The 14,904-nt window shown below is 61.6% G+C and carries 12 protein-coding genes; 3 read left to right on the top strand and 9 right to left on the bottom strand.

What is annotated here, in order from left to right; genetic code table 11:
- Window positions 1–158: 158 nt before the first annotated feature.
- Window positions 159–1,319 (bottom strand): serine hydrolase domain-containing protein, encoded by a 1,161-nt coding sequence (locus tag FHT87_RS05885; RefSeq protein WP_183726273.1) that lies wholly within the window; start codon window positions 1,317–1,319, stop codon window positions 159–161.
- A gap of 66 nt (window positions 1,320–1,385) precedes the next feature.
- Between FHT87_RS05885 and FHT87_RS05880 the strand changes: the two genes are divergently transcribed.
- Window positions 1,386–2,033 carry a TetR/AcrR family transcriptional regulator gene (locus FHT87_RS05880; protein WP_183726271.1) on the top strand — a complete coding sequence of 216 codons (648 nt, stop codon included), beginning with the start codon at window positions 1,386–1,388 and terminating at the stop codon, window positions 2,031–2,033.
- Between the two features lie 305 nt (window positions 2,034–2,338).
- Here the strand turns inward: FHT87_RS05880 and FHT87_RS05875 are convergent, their stop codons facing one another.
- The 7 genes from FHT87_RS05875 to urtA form a co-directional block, all read right to left on the bottom strand.
- Entirely contained in the window at window positions 2,339–2,671 is a 333-nt protein-coding gene (locus FHT87_RS05875; RefSeq protein ID WP_183726269.1) for a zinc ribbon domain-containing protein, read from the bottom strand.
- A 68-nt stretch (window positions 2,672–2,739) separates the two neighbouring features.
- Window positions 2,740–3,972 (bottom strand): formamidase, encoded by a 1,233-nt coding sequence (gene fmdA, locus FHT87_RS05870; RefSeq protein ID WP_183726267.1) that lies wholly within the window; start codon window positions 3,970–3,972, stop codon window positions 2,740–2,742.
- Window positions 3,973–4,014: 42 nt separating this feature from the next.
- On the bottom strand, window positions 4,015–4,704 hold the full coding sequence (gene urtE / locus FHT87_RS05865; RefSeq protein ID WP_183726265.1) for an urea ABC transporter ATP-binding subunit UrtE: 690 nt from the start codon (window positions 4,702–4,704) through the stop codon (window positions 4,015–4,017).
- A gap of 9 nt (window positions 4,705–4,713) precedes the next feature.
- Entirely contained in the window at window positions 4,714–5,466 is a 753-nt protein-coding gene (urtD, locus tag FHT87_RS05860; RefSeq protein WP_183726263.1) for an urea ABC transporter ATP-binding protein UrtD, read from the bottom strand.
- Window positions 5,467–5,478: 12 nt separating this feature from the next.
- A complete protein-coding gene (urtC, locus tag FHT87_RS05855; protein WP_183726261.1) occupies window positions 5,479–6,612 on the bottom strand; it encodes an urea ABC transporter permease subunit UrtC in 1,134 nt (377 codons plus the stop codon).
- 13 nt (window positions 6,613–6,625) lie between these two features.
- Window positions 6,626–7,552, bottom strand: coding sequence for an urea ABC transporter permease subunit UrtB (gene urtB / locus FHT87_RS05850; RefSeq protein ID WP_183726259.1), 927 nt, complete (start codon window positions 7,550–7,552; stop codon window positions 6,626–6,628).
- Window positions 7,553–7,633: 81 nt separating this feature from the next.
- Entirely contained in the window at window positions 7,634–8,896 is a 1,263-nt protein-coding gene (gene urtA, locus FHT87_RS05845; protein WP_183800207.1) for an urea ABC transporter substrate-binding protein, read from the bottom strand.
- 346 nt (window positions 8,897–9,242) lie between these two features.
- Here urtA and FHT87_RS31485 point away from each other — a divergent pair, with 346 nt between their 5' ends.
- Window positions 9,243–12,620 carry an ATP-binding protein gene (locus FHT87_RS31485; RefSeq protein WP_183726255.1) on the top strand — a complete coding sequence of 1,126 codons (3,378 nt, stop codon included), beginning with the start codon at window positions 9,243–9,245 and terminating at the stop codon, window positions 12,618–12,620.
- A complete protein-coding gene (locus FHT87_RS05835) occupies window positions 12,613–13,533 on the top strand; it encodes a DNA-binding response regulator (RefSeq protein WP_183726253.1) in 921 nt (306 codons plus the stop codon). The genes FHT87_RS31485 and FHT87_RS05835 overlap by 8 nt, the downstream gene beginning before the upstream one ends.
- Before the next feature lie 123 nt (window positions 13,534–13,656).
- Here the strand turns inward: FHT87_RS05835 and FHT87_RS05830 are convergent, their stop codons facing one another.
- Window positions 13,657–14,865: an MFS transporter gene (locus FHT87_RS05830; RefSeq protein ID WP_183726250.1), complete on the bottom strand. Its 1,209-nt coding sequence runs from the start codon at window positions 14,863–14,865 to the stop codon at window positions 13,657–13,659.
- Window positions 14,866–14,904 lie beyond the last annotated feature (39 nt).

Below are 14,904 nucleotides of genomic sequence, written 5' to 3'. Positions count from 1 at the left end.
GAACGCTCCGATACGCTTCTTTGTTGTGCAGGTGTCTCTATTCTCCGGAGCTCAGTCACCTGAGAAGCGGTCGCTCCAAGAAAGACTTTCCCTGAATTGCGCCCGTCAGCCGGAACCAGCGCAAGGACTTCTAATCGTTCGCCTGGGCGGATACGAGATCAGAGGGCACCATAGATGGCATTGCGCAGGTCGACGGTGAACTGTCCCCACATGCCCTCCAGCGCAGTATTGGTCAGCGCTACCACCGTCAGCGCCTTTTGCGGATCCACGAACCAGCTATGACCATAGGCGCCACCCCAGCGATAGGTACCCTTTGACCACGGAGCCTGCGCGGCGACGGGATCGGTGACCACGGCCCATCCGAAACCGAAGCCGATCCCCGGGTCAAGCGGTTGGCGCACGCCGTGCGCCTGGTCGCTGGTCATGAGGTCGACCGTCTCCTTGGTAAGAAGTGGTGCTCCGCCTTTACGGACCGTTTCCAGTATGGCGAGCACCTCACGCGCGGTCCCCGCCATACCGGCGCCGCCGGAATGATAGGAATTGGGATCGAAGATGCGGTCCGGCACAAATCTCACCGTTCCGGTGAATGCGACGACGGATGATTCCGTGCCCATGCGCTCGGGCTCCGGCGAGCCGTTCTGATAGGCCGCCGCCAGTCTCTCGCGGTCAGTGATCCGGAACGCGGTGTCGCGTAGTCCAAGCGGGCCTGTGACTAGCCTTTCAACCGCCTCGCCAAGCCTCGTGCCGGTCTCCTCCTCGATGACACCGCCGATGATGTCCATCGCCAGCGAATATTGCCAATTCGTGCCCGGCGTGAAGAGCAGGGGCGCGCTTGCGATACGCCGGAGGTTTTCGTCCAGCGGCAGGCCTGGTTCCGCCAGACCGTCGGAAACGCCGACGCGAACGTAAGGGCCATTCTCCTCCATGAATCCGTAGGTCAGCCCGGCCGTATGCGTCAGAAGATCGCGGATACGGATAACCGGTTCGTTGCCGTCCGGGAGATGAGGCCGGAAATCCGGCAGCCATCTCGTCACCGGATCGTCCAGCCCGATCAGGCCCTGCTCGACGAGGCGCATGGCCGCAATCGCAACGATCGGCTTCGTTACCGAGGCCAGTCGGAAGATCGTATCTTCCGTCATCGCACGGTTCGCCTCGCGGTCTGCCAGGCCGGCAGCGCGTCGGTAGACGAGCTGCCCGTGCTGGGCGACAAGCACGACCATACCGACGAGCCGCTTGTCGTAGAGCGTGTGGTCGAGGACGGCATCGAGGCTTTCACCCAGGGAATTATCTGCAGCAGCAGTATCGAGACGGAGACACATGCGACCAAACCTCCTATAATCACAATGACCGTTCCTGAATAAACCGAATCGATTCGTATTTCTAGAGTGATCATTGTGAAAAATAACGATGGCGACAAGGAATCCACGCCACGCAAGCGTGGCCGCCCGCCGGCGTTCGATCGCGAGACGGTGCTTGCGGCAGCGCGCGACGTGTTCTGGGAGCATGGTTACGACGGCTCGTCGATTGCCGATCTCACGGCATCCATGGGCATCACGCCGCAAAGCCTCTATGCAGCATTTCAGTCGAAGGCGGACCTCTACCGGGAGGCTCTCGACCAATATCGCCGCATGCCCCGGCCGTATCCGGGCAATCCGCTGAGGGAAGAGATCGAAACCGTCGCCGCCTTCGAACGATTCCTGAGAAATTCAGCGATGATCTTCACGGCTCCCGATCATCCGAAAGGCTGCATGATTTCCACGGCCGTGCTGAACTGCGCTTCGGAAAACGAGGACATTGCCTATTATGTCTCCGCGCTTCGCCAACAGACGCTCGATGCCTTCACGACGCGAATCGAGCGAGGAATAGCGGAAGGGGAGCTTCGCCCGGACACGAATGCCAAGTCGCTGGCGCGTTTTCTCGGTGCCATCGTGCAGGGCATGTCCGTCCAGGCGCGTGACGGCGCCACGTCGGAGGAACTGATGGAAATGGTGAAGCACGCCATGAACGAACTCGGCCGCTACCGTTCCATCTGAAGAATAGCTGATACGCGCTGTGTGCCGATTTCGTCGGACCAGACGATAGCGCGGAGCTCACAGCAGCCAGGTTGGGGTCAAGGATAGCAGCGCCGATGACTACGGTTCCCATCCGATCGTCTTGATAGCCCTGCAAATCCAAAAAAATGCGGAGGGGAATTCGGTGCTTTGGGCTATTTAGAGCCGGAAGGGGGTGTGCGTGGTTCGGTCGGTATAGCCCTGGATTGAATTTAGGCCTCAGCCTCACCTTGTCTGGAATTATCCTGCCAAGGTGTCTTCGAAACGCCGATCACCGAGAGGCTCGCTCAATGGCTGATCATCCACGGCCGCCCCGAAGGGAAGGTCTTGGCGCCGTCGGCGCGATAGACCGCCTTCGATTTGGCCTTGCTGCTACAGCAGCCGCATCCGGGGGCGTGACCGAGGCTTTTCGAGGTCTTGGGCTCGTGCGCCGCTTTCTCGTTGGTCTGATGTGCCACCCGTGCGCTCATTTCCATCTTGGCGAAGAAGGGCGTGGTGAAGAAGGCGCGCGGTGCCGGCGTGCCGCAGGTCGGGCAGTCGCAAGGTTCGGCCGAGCGCGCCATGGGGCGCAGTTCGGTGAAGGGGCCGCAGGCGTCGCAGGAATAGTCGTAATAGGGCATGGCTGGCTCCGGGTCGTCGAGATGCGCAATCAGGGCGGCGGCATGGCCGCCCTGATTGCCTTGTATGATCAAAGATCGGGGGCGAGCGGCACGTCGGCCGTGCCGTCAAGGAATATCTTCGGACCGTCGGCGCCGGGCTTCATGTCGAATTCGAAGATGTCGAGCGGCAGCCACAGCGTCGCGCAGGCGTTTGGAATGTCGACCACGCCGGATATATGGCCCTGGATCGGCGCCGTGCCGAGGATGGCATAGGCCTGGGCGCGGGTGTAGCCGAACTTGGTCATATATTCGATGGCGTTGAGGCAGGCCTGGCGGTAGGCGATATGCACGTCGAGATAATGCTGCTTGCCGCCCTCGTCGACCGAGATGCCCTCGAAGATCAGGTAGTCGTCGTATTTCGGCGTGATCGGCGAGGGTCGGAAGATCGGGTTCTTGATCCCGTATTTGGCCATGCCGTCCTTGATCAGCGACACCTTGATATGCAGCCAGCCCGCCATCTCGATGGCGCCGCAGAAGGTGATCTCGCCGTCGCCCTGGCTGAAATGCAGGTCGCCCATGGAAAGGCCGGCGCCGTCGACATAGACCGGGAAATAGATCTTCGAGCCGCGCGACAGGTCCTTGATGTCACAATTGCCGCCATGCTCGCGCGGCGGGACCGTACGGGCGCCCTCGGCGGCTGCCTTGTCGCGGGCCTCGCCCTTGAGAGCGCCCATATGCGCGGTCGGGCCGCCATCCGGCAGGGTGGCAAGCGCCGGTATGCGGGCGGGATCGGTGTCGAACAGCGCCTTTTCGCGGTTGTTCCACAGGTCTAGCATTTTGCGGTCCGGCAGGCAGCCGATCAGGCCGGGATGGATGAGGCCCGCATATTTGACGCCCGGCACGTGGCGCGAGGAGGTGAACATGCCCTGGAAGTCCCAGATCGACTTCTGCGCCTCCGGGAAATGCTCGGTCAGGAAGCCGCCGCCGTTCTTCTTGGAGAAGAAGCCGTTGAAACCCCACAGGCTGTTGTCGAAGGCGCCGATGTCGAGGATGTCGACCACCAGCAGGTCGCCGGGCTCGGCACCCTTCACGCCGATCGGGCCGGACAGGAAGTGGACCTGCGAGAGGTCGACGTCGCGCACGTCGGAGGCATCGTCGTCGTTCTTGATCTGGCCGCCGGTCCAGTCATAGGTCTCGACCCGGAAGTCGTCGCCGGGTTCGACCCAGCAGGCCATTGGAATGTCGGGGTGCCAGCGGTTGTGTATCTTCTCGTTGCTGTAGGCGGACTCGCTTAGGTCCACCTTGATGAGGGTATCGGGCATGCCGTTCTCCTTGCTTCGTGAATGTATCGGGTGGGAATGTGGTCAGACGGAGAGGAAGGCGGAGACCTTCTCCTCGTCGATGCCGGCGCGCGGGGACTCGTGGACGATCTGGCCCTTTTCGATGACGAGCACCCGGTCGGCCATGTCGAGGGCGAAGCTCAGCACCTGTTCGGAAACAAGGATCGAAAGGCCCATCTCGTCGCGGATACGGCGGAGTGTGCGCCCCATCTCCTTGATGATCGACGGCTGGATGCCTTCCGTCGGTTCGTCGAGGATCAGCACTTTCGGCCGAGAGGCGAGCGCCCGGGCGATCGCCAGCTGCTGCTGCTGGCCGCCGGAGAGATTGCCGCCGCGCCGCCCCTTCATTTCCAGCAGCACCGGAAACAATTCGTAGATTTGGTCCGGCACGGTGGTTTCACCCGTCACGGTGAGACCGGTCTCGATATTCTCCCTGACGGTCATGGCCGAGAAGATCATGCGGCCCTGCGGCACATAGGCGAGGCCCGCGCCGACGCGCTGGTAGCTTTCGAGCGTCTCGATTGACCGGTCGGCGATGCGGATCATGCCTCGGCTGGACGGCACGATGCCGATCAGCGACTTCATCAGCGTGGTTTTGCCCATGCCGTTGCGGCCCATGATGGCGACGATTTCGCCAGCCGCGACGGTGAGGTCGAGGCCATGGATGACCTCGCTCTGGCCATAGGCGACGTGAAGGTTTTCGACTGTGAGCATGGCATCCTCCTAATGGCCGAGGTAGACTTCAACGACCTTCGGGTCGTTCTTGACGCGCTCCATCGACCCCTCGGAGAGCACCCGTCCCTGGTGCAGCACCGTGACCCGGTGGGCGATGTCCTCGACGAATTTCATGTCGTGCTCGATGACGATCACGGACTGGTTGCGGATGATAGTGTTCAGGAGTTCCGCGGTCTTCCTGCGCTCGGCGATGCTCATGCCGGCAACCGGCTCGTCCAGCATCAAGAGCTTGGGGCTCTGGATCAGAAGCATGCCGATCTCCAGCCATTGCTTCTGCCCGTGACTGAGGATCGCCGCCTCGGTGCTCAGGTGGTCCTTAAGGAAGATCATCTTGGCGATCTCCTCAACCCGGTCGCGCACCTCGGCGTCGCGGCGGAAGAACAGCGCGCCGAACACGTTGCGGCCGCGCGGGAAGGAGAGTTCGAGGTTCTCGAACACCGTCAGGTCCTCGTAGATCGACGGGTTCTGGAATTTGCGGCCGATGCCCGCATGCACAATCTCGTGCTCCCGCATGCCGGTCAGTTCCTGGCCCCTGAAGCGGATCGAGCCCTCGGTCGGTCTGGTGCGGCCGCAGATTAGATCGAGCACGGTGGTCTTGCCGGCGCCGTTCGGACCGATGATCACGCGGATCTCATTCTCATCGACATAGAAGGAAAGGTCGTTGACCGCCTTGAAGCCATCGAAGGAAACCGTGAGGCTTTCGACACTCAGGAGGAAGTCGGCAGGTGCGTTCGGGTCCATCGCCTTGGCCTTTCACTTCGAGGAGGATGACGCAGCCGCGGCGCCGGGGCGCAGCAGCGCCACGCGCCGGGTGAATTTCAACAGCGCCGGCTCGACATGCTCGCGGATGACCCCGGCAAGGCCGAAGGGGAAGGTCATGACCACGGCGATGAACAGCCCGCCCATGGCAAACAGCCAGAGTTCGGGGAAACTCTCGGAAAACGAGGTCTTGGCGAAGTTGACGAGCAGCGCGCCGTAGACCGCGCCGAACAACGACAGGCGACCGCCGACCGCGCAGAAGATCACCATTTCGATCGACGGCACGATCCCGACGAAGGAGGGTGACATGAAGCCCACCTGCAGGGTGAACATCGCCCCGCCGATGGCGGAAAAGGCGGCCGCCAGGCAGAAGACGAAGATCTTGAAGTTCGACACGTCATAGCCGGAGAAGCGCACGCGGTCCTCGCGATCGCGCATCGCAACCAGCAACCGACCGAATTTCGATACCCGGACGAACTGGGCGAGAACCAGGCAGCCGATCAACAGCAACGCATTGACGAAATACAGCACGAATTTGGCTTCGTCAGTGCGGATATCCCAGCCAAGCAGCGTGCGCAGGTCGGTGATGCCGTTTACGCCGCCGGTATAGCCTTGCTGACCGATGATCAGGATGGTGAGGATCGCGGCCACCGCCTGGGTGATGATGGCGAAATAGACGCCGCCGACCCGCCGCTTGAACATCGCGGCACCAATGACATAGGCAAACACGGTCGGTACCGCGACGATTGCGATCAGCGTGAAGCCGAAGGAATGGAACGGCTGCCACCAGAAGGGCAGTTCGGTCACCTGGTTCCAGTCCATAAAATCAGGAATGCCAGGCGTCGACTGGATCTTCGTCGCCTCCGGGGTCGAGGCCTCCAGCTTCAGGAACATCGCCATGCAGTAGCCGCCGAGGCCGAAGAAGATGCCCTGGCCGAGGCTCAGGATACCGCCAAGGCCCCAGCAGAGCACGAGGCCGAGCGCGACGAAGGCATAAGTCAGGTATTTGCCGACCAGGTTGAGCCGGAAGACATCGACGGTGGCGGGCAGGACGAGGAGGATCAGGGCGGCCAGGACGGCGAGCGCCACCCATTCGCGTTGCTTGAACAGAAAAGTCTCGGAGGTCATGGTTCGGTACTCCTCAGCGGCGGATATTGAGCGTGAACAGGCCTTGCGGGCGCAGCATCAGGATGCCGACGACGGTGAGCAGCGTGAGTACCTTGGCCATGGAGCCGCTCATGAAGAATTCCATCGTCGACTGGGCCTGGGAGATGGTGAAGGCGGAGGCGATCGTGCCGATCAGGCTGCCGGCGCCGCCGAAGACGACCACCAGGAAGGTGTCGACGATATAGAGCTGGCCGGCGGTCGGCCCGGTCGAGCCGATCATGGTGAAGGCGGAACCGGCGATCCCGGCGATGCCGCAGCCGAGCCCGAAAGTCATACGGTCGACGCGCTTGGTGTCGATGCCGACGGCGCCGGCCATCACCCGGTTCTGCAGCACGGCACGCACCTGCTTGCCGAAGGTGGAGCGCGCCATCATCAGATAGACGGCGAAGGCGATCAGGATGGTCAGACCCATGACGAACAGGCCGTTGATCGGGATCTCGATCATGTCGGTCAGCGCGACCGAGCCCATCATCCAGTCCGGCAGGGTGACGCCCACTTCGCGGGCGCCGAAGACCGAGCGGTAGACCTGCTGCAGGATCAGCGACAGGCCCCAGGTGGCAAGTAAGGTATCGAGCGGCCGACGATAGAGATGCCGGATCAAGCCCCACTCGACAAGCACGCCGAGCCCGAAGGAAGTGCAGAAGGCGAGCGCCATGGCCGCGAAGAAATAGACCGGAAACAACACCGGCACATATTCGGTCACCAGATGGGAGCAGAGATAAGTCACATAGGCACCAAGGATCATGAATTCGCCATGGGCCATGTTGATGACGCCCATCTGGCCGAAGATGATCGCAAGACCCAGCGCCATCAGCACGAAGACGGAAAACAGGCTGAGGCCTGCGAAGCCCTGCATGGCCAAAATCGAAGTGAACTCGCCAAAGGTATAGTCGCCAATCATCGCGGCCTCGCCGTTCGCAATTGAGGATGGAAGGAAAGGGACGCCGCCCGGGCAGTCAGGCGGGGCGGCGCTAGGCGAGGCTTATTGATAGCCTTCGGGGAAGGGGTTCGGTTCCATCAGGCCGGTCGTCTCGTAGACCACCTTGTACTGGCCATCGAGCTGGGCATGGCCCACGCGCGCTTTCGACCAGAGGTGATGGTTCTCGTGGATCTTGACGTAGCCTTCCGGCGCCGTGGTCAGTTCGATGCCCGGCGACGCGGCCTTGACCTTGTCGATATCGAAGGAACCAGCCTTCTCGACGGCGGCCTTCCACAGCCAAGGGCCGAGATAGGCCGCCTGGGTGACGTCGCCAATGACGATATTGTCGCCCCACATCTTCTTGAACTCGGCGACGAACTGCTTGTTGTTGTCGTTCTCCAGGCTCTGGAAATACTTCATCATCGCGTAGGCACCGGCCATGTTCTCGCCGCCGATGCCGAGGATTTCGTCCTCGGTCACTGAAATCGTCAGGAGAAGCGGCTTTTCCTTGGACAGGTCGATGCCCGCGGCCTTCAGCTGCTTGTAGAAGGCGACGTTCGAGCCGCCGACCACGATCGCATAGATCACGTCCGGCTTCTTCAGTTTGATCTTGTTGATCACCGAATTGAACTGGGTGTGACCGAGCGGATAATATTCCTCGCCGACGACCTCGAGGCCGAGCTTCTCGATATGTTTGCGGGCGATCTTGTTGGAGGTGCGCGGCCAGATATAGTCGGAACCGAGCAGGTAGAAGGACTTGGCGCCCTTTTCCTTCACCACCCAGTCGATACCGGCGAGAATCTGCTGGGTCGCCTCCTGGCCGGTGTAGATCACGTTCGGGCTCTCCTCGAGGCCTTCGTAGAAGGTCGGGTAATAGAGCATGCCGTTATACTGTTCGAAGACCGGCAGCACGGCCTTGCGCGAGGCGGACGTCCAGCAACCGAAGACGGCCGCCGTCTTGTCCTGAACAAGCAGTTTCTTGGCCTTTTCGGCGAAGGTCGGCCAATCGGAAGCGCCATCTTCCTGAATGAATTCGATCTTGCGGCCGAGCACGCCGCCCATGGCGTTAATCTGCTCGATTGCCAGCTTCTCCGCCTGGACCGAACCGGTCTCGCTGATCGCCATCGTGCCGGTGACGGAATGCAGGATGCCGACCTTGACGGTATCGTCGGTGACGGCGAGCCCCGTCGTGTTGACGGCGGCGGTCGGATAGTCGGCGGCCACAACCGGCACGACGCCCGTGGTGAGGAAAGGCATTGCGGCAATGCCGGCCAGCAGCGTCCTGCGGGTCACGGGCATCAGTCTTTTCGATGGTTCGTCCTTCATGGCAGAGCCTCATTTCGCTTGTGTTCGGAAGGTGCTGGCTCGATCCGGCCAACTGACGCGAGTGTTGCGGCGGTGCTGCAACGCAACAATGGAGCGTTTGACGTATTTGTCCTTGCCCATTTTCCCCCTAGCATCGGGCCAAATGACGGTTTGAAGACATCGGAGGATTGAATTTATTGAAAAAAGAGGACGGTCCGAATCCCGAAATGACGGTCGGCGGCAAATGGTTTCGGCCACTTTCGCTGCGCGGCGACGTGGCTGGAACGTTTCTTGCTTTGCAGTTGCAGCGAATTCGGGACGCGCCTCATACGGCGGACGGGCCTGCAACCCCGCGGAGTGACCTGTCGTGACCACAGCGGAGAGGATCCCGAGAAATCGCCGGACTTACAATAAATGGGTCGCCAACCAGACCCTGGAAGACTATGCGCTGCGCTTCACCGCCTATCGCGTGCGTCGTTTCTCCAACGGCCGCATCGCCAACACAGCGATCGGCGCAATTTCCTTCTTGGCGCTGGAGGCGATCGGCGGATCTATTACGCTCAACTATGGCTTCCCCAACGCGGTCGCGGCAATCCTCGTCAGTTGCACGATTATCTTCCTGATGGGGATACCGATTGCCTACAATGCCGCCAAGTTCGGCGTGGACATCGATCTTCTCACCCGCGGCGCAGGCTTCGGCTATATCGGGTCGACGGTCACTTCGCTGATCTATGCCACCTTCACCTTCATCTTCTTCGCCATCGAGGCGGCGATCGTGGCGACCGCGCTGGAGCTCTGCACCGGCCTGCCGCTGTCGATCGGCTATATCGCCAGCGCACTGCTGATCATCCCGCTGGTGACGCACGGAGTGACCTTCATCAGCCGTTTTCAGGCGTGGAGCCAGCCCTTCTGGATCGTGCTCCAGCTCGCACCCTTCATCTTCATCGCCGCGCAAAGCCACGTCTCGGTGCGCCAGTGGACTGGCTATACCGGCCTGTGGGGCCAGCCGGATGGCTCTGTCGATCTCGCCCATTTCGGCGCGGCCTCTGCGGTCCTGTTCTCGCTGGTCGCGCAGATCGGGGAACAGGTCGATTTCCTGCGTTTCCTGCCGCGCGAGGACCGAAAGAACCGGCTGCGTTGGTGGGCGGCGCTGATGTTCGCCGGCCCCGGCTGGATCCTGATCGGCGGGCTGAAAATTCTCGCGGGATCGTTCCTGGCCTTCTACGCCTTTCAGCACGGGGTCGGCTTCGCCGATGCCGCCGACCCTACCCAGATGTATCTGAGCGTCTTTCGCGAGATGCTGGTCTCGCCTGAACTGGCCCTGGGGCTGACCGGCATCTTCGTCGTCGTCTGCCAGGTCAAGATCAACATCACCAACAGCTATGCCGGTTCGATCGCCTGGTCCAACTTCTTCTCGCGCCTGACCCACAGCCATCCGGGCCGCGTCGTGTGGCTGGTGTTCAACGTGCTGCTCGGCCTGCTGCTGATGGAATTCGGCGTCTACAAGGCACTCGAACAGACGCTTGGCCTCTACGCCATCGTCGCCGTGTCCTGGATGGCGGCGATCGTCGCCGATCTCGTGGTCAGCAAGCCGATGGGCCTGTCGCCGGCCGCCATCGAGTTCAAGCGCGCCCACCTCTACGACATCAATCCGGCAGGCTTCGGTGCCATGTGCATCGCCGATCTCGCCGGCCTTCTCGCCTATCTCGGTTTCTTCGGCACTTTCCTGGCTCAGGCCTACATCTACGTGGCGCTTGCCTCGGCCTTCGTGTTGGCACCGCTGATCGCGGCCGCCACGCGCGGTCGCTACTATATAGCCCGGGAAACCAAGGCTGACTGGGCCAATCAGCCGATGATCCAGTGCTGTATCTGCGAGCACAGCTTCGACCGCGAGGACATGGCCGGCTGCCCGGTCTATTCCGGGCCGATCTGCTCGCTTTGCTGCTCGCTCGATGCCCGTTGCGGTGATCTCTGCAAGACCGATGCCCGGCTCATGGACCAGGCACGCAGCGCCGCCGCCGCTCTGCTGCCGGCCCGTTTTGCGGTTTGGGTGGAGGGCCGGCTGATGCGCTATGCCGCCATCCTGACGATGGTCACGCTACTGATCGGAGTGCTATTCTGGCTGATCTATTTCCAGAGTACAATCGACCGGTCACTGCCGGCCGGGCCGATCTCGGCGGTGTTGTGGAAACTGTTCATCATCGTCTTCATCATCTCCGGCATCATTGTCTGGCTTTTCGTGCTGGCCCAGGAAAGCCGGAAATTCGCCGAGGAGGAATCGCGCCGTCACACGCGCCTGCTCATGGACGAGATCAAGGCGCACGAGGAGACCGACAGGCTGCTGCAGAAGGCCAAGGAGGCGGCCGAGTCCGCCAACGTCGCAAAGAGCAAGTATGTGGTGGGCCTCAGCCACGAGCTGCGCACGCCGCTAAGCGCCATTCTCGGCTATGCCCAGTTGCTGGAGCGGCAGAAGAGCATGCCCGGCTATGTCCACAATGCCGCGCGTACCATCAAGCGAAGCGGCGAGCATCTGGCCGACATGATTGAGGGGCTGCTCGACATTTCCAAGATCGAGGCTGGAAAGCTGGAGATCTACCGCCACAAGATCGCGCTCGGCCCCTTCCTCGATCAGATCGTGGACATGTTCAGCCTCCAGGCGCAGGCCAAGGGCATCAGCTTCGAATTTCGCTCGACCTCGACCATGCCCGACTATGTCTACACCGACGAGAAGCGGCTGCGCCAGGTGCTTATCAACCTGCTCTCCAACGCCATCAAGTTTACCCATGCCGGCAGAGTTTGCTTCAGCCTGTCCTATCGCGGGCAGGTGGCGACCTTCGAGGTCCAGGATACCGGCGTCGGGATAAAGGCGAGCGATATCGAGCGAATATTTCTCCCTTTCGAGCGTGCCGAGGTTGCGGTCGGACACATCAGTCCGCCCGGCACCGGCCTTGGCCTGACCATCACCAAATTGCTGGTGGAGATTATGGGCGGCGAGCTTACCCTGAAAAGCACGCCCGGGAGGGGCACACATTTTACCATCCGGCTCATGCTGTCTTCGGCGGCCAAGCCGGACGACATGGCGGGACTGGCACTTGCCATCATCGGGTATGAAGGTCCGCGCCGGACGGTGCTGATCGCCGACGATGATCCGGTCCAGCGGGCGCTGATGGAGGACGTCCTGGTGCCGATGGGCTTCTCGGTCATCACCGTGACTGATGGACCTGCCTGCCTGTCGCAATTGGCGCTTCATCGCCCCGACATCGTCATCCTCGATGTTGCTATGCCTACGATGTCCGGCTGGGAGGTGGCCCGGCGGATTCGGCAGCGTCTCGGCCGCGACCTGCCGATCCTCATCCTGTCCGCCGATGCCGGCACCGAGCGAACCAGGCCCGAGTACACGGACCTTTACGATTCCTACCTGATCAAGCCCTTCGGCTTCGAGGAACTCTTCGAACGACTGGCAGCGCTCGTTCCATTGAGCTGGACCTATGACGACGGTCGGCCGGAGGAGGTCGAGGTGCCGCCGCGCTTCCTGGATGCGGAATTACCGGACAGGCAGAAGCTGCGCCAGTTGCGCACCCTCGGCCAGACGGGTTTTGTCCGCTCGATCGAGGCCATGCTGAACGATCTCGAAGTTTCCGCGCCGGAAACCGTGCGGTTTTGTAGACACATGCGTCATCTGGCCACGAGTTATCGCCTGCGCGATTTCCTCGCCGTAATCGAGGAGACCAAGAACAATGCCTGAGACGTCCGATTGCAGCAAAGTCCTGATCGTCGACGACTCCCCCGAAGCGCTCGCCATGCTCTCCGACGCTCTGAGCCTCGAGGGCATGGACGTGGTGGTCTCCAGCAGCGGCAGGCAGGCGATCACGCTTGCTAACACGACAGTCCCCGATATTGTCCTGATGGATGCGATCATGCCGGGCATGGACGGGTTCGAGACCTGCCAGATCCTCAAGGCCGCGCGGGGGTTCGAGGACCTGCCGATCATCTTCATGACCGGATACAACGAAAGTGAACATGTGGTGAAGGCGCTTGCATCGGGGGGCGTCGATTTCGTCAGCAAGCCGATCCTGCTCGACCAGCTCTTCGCCCGGATGCGGGTGCATCTCGGCAATGCCAGGCGCGCCCGGTCAGCCCGCAACGCGCTCGATTCCACCGGACGCTGGATCGTCGCCTGCGACGGCAACGGCCGCATCGGCTGGTCGACGCCACAAGCCAGCGAATTGCTCCTGCGGGTCGGGGTGCGGCCCGATGCCGGTGCCTATTTGCCGTGGGAGGTGGCCGGTTGGCTGAGTGAACCGAAATCCCAGGACGGACCGCCATTGCCGCAGGCATTGCGCTACTCGCGTCATTCCCAGGATGTTGAGTTCCGCCTGTTGTCGCATAGCCAGGATGGGGAAATCCTGCTCAGGCTCGTCGACCGTCACCGTGGCACCGACGAGGAACAGCTCGTCAAGGCCTTCGGCCTGACGCTGCGCGAGGCCGAGGTGTTGCTCTGGGTCGCACACGGCAAGTCGAACAAGGAGATCGCCGACATTCTCGACATGTCGCCCCGGACGGTGAACAAGCACATGGAGCAGATCTTCAACAAGCTCGCCGTGGAAAAGCGTACTTCGGCCGCCACGCTGGCGGTCAAGGTCTTGTGGCGGGAGTGATGGCGATGTCACAAAGCCGGTGATGCCGGCGTCGCGATGCCGAAGCGTTGATCGGCTGAAGCCACCGTCGCGCATTGACCATTCGGCGGCGGCCTCTGCTCACCTTCGCTGGGACCCTAAGAGTCAGCTGCGGGGCTGCAGCAACGCCAGGACGATGGTCGATGCCGCCAAGAGGGCGGTAATGATCAACGGCCCGGAAGCGCCATGCTGATCGACGATGTAGCCGCCAAACACCGCACCCATGCTGATGGCGACCTGGAACGAAACGACCATCAAGCTGCCAGCAGCCTCCAAGGCATCCCCTGCGCCCCGGGACAAGTTAGTAGGCAATACCACCGGAGCCATCCCAAAAGCTAAACCCCAAAGTGTAACCAGGGCAAACGCGATGCCGCTATGTGCACCCCAGAGCACGAGAGCAACAGCCGCAAACGCCATCAATACGCCGGTGACAGCGAGTGCCATGTGGATATTGGCGTCTGCCAGTCGGCCGCCGGCGACATTGCCGATCACAGCGGCGATGCCAAACCCGAGGAGCGCCAAGGCAATCGGCCCCGTGCCAAGGAGCGTCACTTGTTCGAGGAAGGGCCGCACGTAGACCGAGCCGGCAAAATGTCCGGTCATCAGCAAGAGGATGGCAAGCATTCCGAGTTGAACAGTGCGCCGTTTCGTCAGCCGGAAGACGTCAGAAAGACTGTTGCTTGTGCTTGCGGGTAGTGTCGGCAAGCTGAGTATCTGCAGCAGCATCGCAACCGCTGCGAGCCCTGCCGTCATACCTGTGGCGGTACGCCAGCCGAGCCAATCGCTGATCAAAGCACCCATCGATGGTGCAGCGATGGTGGCGAGAGAGACACCGAGGGTGACTATAGCCATGCCCCGACCTGTCGCATTGGTGCCAACCAATCTCGCCACAACGGCAACTGAAAGCGCCCAGAAACCACTTAGCGCCACGCCCAGCCCGGCTCGGCCCAACAACAATAGCCAAAAATCGGTCGCGAGCGCGGCCAGAAGATTGGAGCCGATAGCCAAGGCACTTAGGCCAACCAGGACAGTCTTCCGGTTCAGTTTGCCGATCAGAACATTGCTCAACAACGCCGTCACCGCGCCAACAGACGCGGTGGCGGTGACAACCTGACCGGCGGTTCCCTCGCTGATGCCAAGGTCACGCGCCATTGGCGTCAACAGGCCTGCCGGCAGGAATTCAGCTGACACCAGCGCAAAGCTTGTGGCTGCCATTGAAATAACGGCAAGCCAGGTAGTGGGGCTCCATGCACTCGGAACGGCAGAATCGAGGTCAATCGCGGGGCCGTCAAGCTGTGATGTTGTGTCCGTCATTGAAGTACCTCCAAGGTTTGAAGGTCTTCATAGCGGAGT

It is taken from the genome of Rhizobium sp. BK316, from assembly GCF_014193695.1.
Taxonomy (GTDB): Bacteria; Pseudomonadota; Alphaproteobacteria; order Rhizobiales; family Rhizobiaceae; genus Rhizobium.
This window is presented reverse-complemented; position numbering and strand designations above follow the sequence as displayed.

Coding starts and splice junctions, on each gene's coding strand:
- fmdA (WP_183726267.1), bottom strand. CDS start 3,972: ATGCCCGATACCCTCATCAAGGTGGACCTAAGCGAGTCCGCCTACAGC.
- FHT87_RS05885 (WP_183726273.1), bottom strand. CDS start 1,319: ATGTGTCTCCGTCTCGATACTGCTGCTGCAGATAATTCCCTGGGTGAA.
- urtB (WP_183726259.1), bottom strand. CDS start 7,552: ATGATTGGCGACTATACCTTTGGCGAGTTCACTTCGATTTTGGCCATG.
- FHT87_RS05830 (WP_183726250.1), bottom strand. CDS start 14,865: ATGACGGACACAACATCACAGCTTGACGGCCCCGCGATTGACCTCGAT.
- urtA (WP_183800207.1), bottom strand. CDS start 8,896: ATGAAGGACGAACCATCGAAAAGACTGATGCCCGTGACCCGCAGGACG.
- urtD (WP_183726263.1), bottom strand. CDS start 5,466: ATGGACCCGAACGCACCTGCCGACTTCCTCCTGAGTGTCGAAAGCCTC.
- urtE (WP_183726265.1), bottom strand. CDS start 4,704: ATGCTCACAGTCGAAAACCTTCACGTCGCCTATGGCCAGAGCGAGGTC.
- FHT87_RS05875 (WP_183726269.1), bottom strand. CDS start 2,671: ATGCCCTATTACGACTATTCCTGCGACGCCTGCGGCCCCTTCACCGAA.
- FHT87_RS05835 (WP_183726253.1), top strand. CDS start 12,613: ATGCCTGAGACGTCCGATTGCAGCAAAGTCCTGATCGTCGACGACTCC.
- urtC (WP_183726261.1), bottom strand. CDS start 6,612: ATGACCTCCGAGACTTTTCTGTTCAAGCAACGCGAATGGGTGGCGCTC.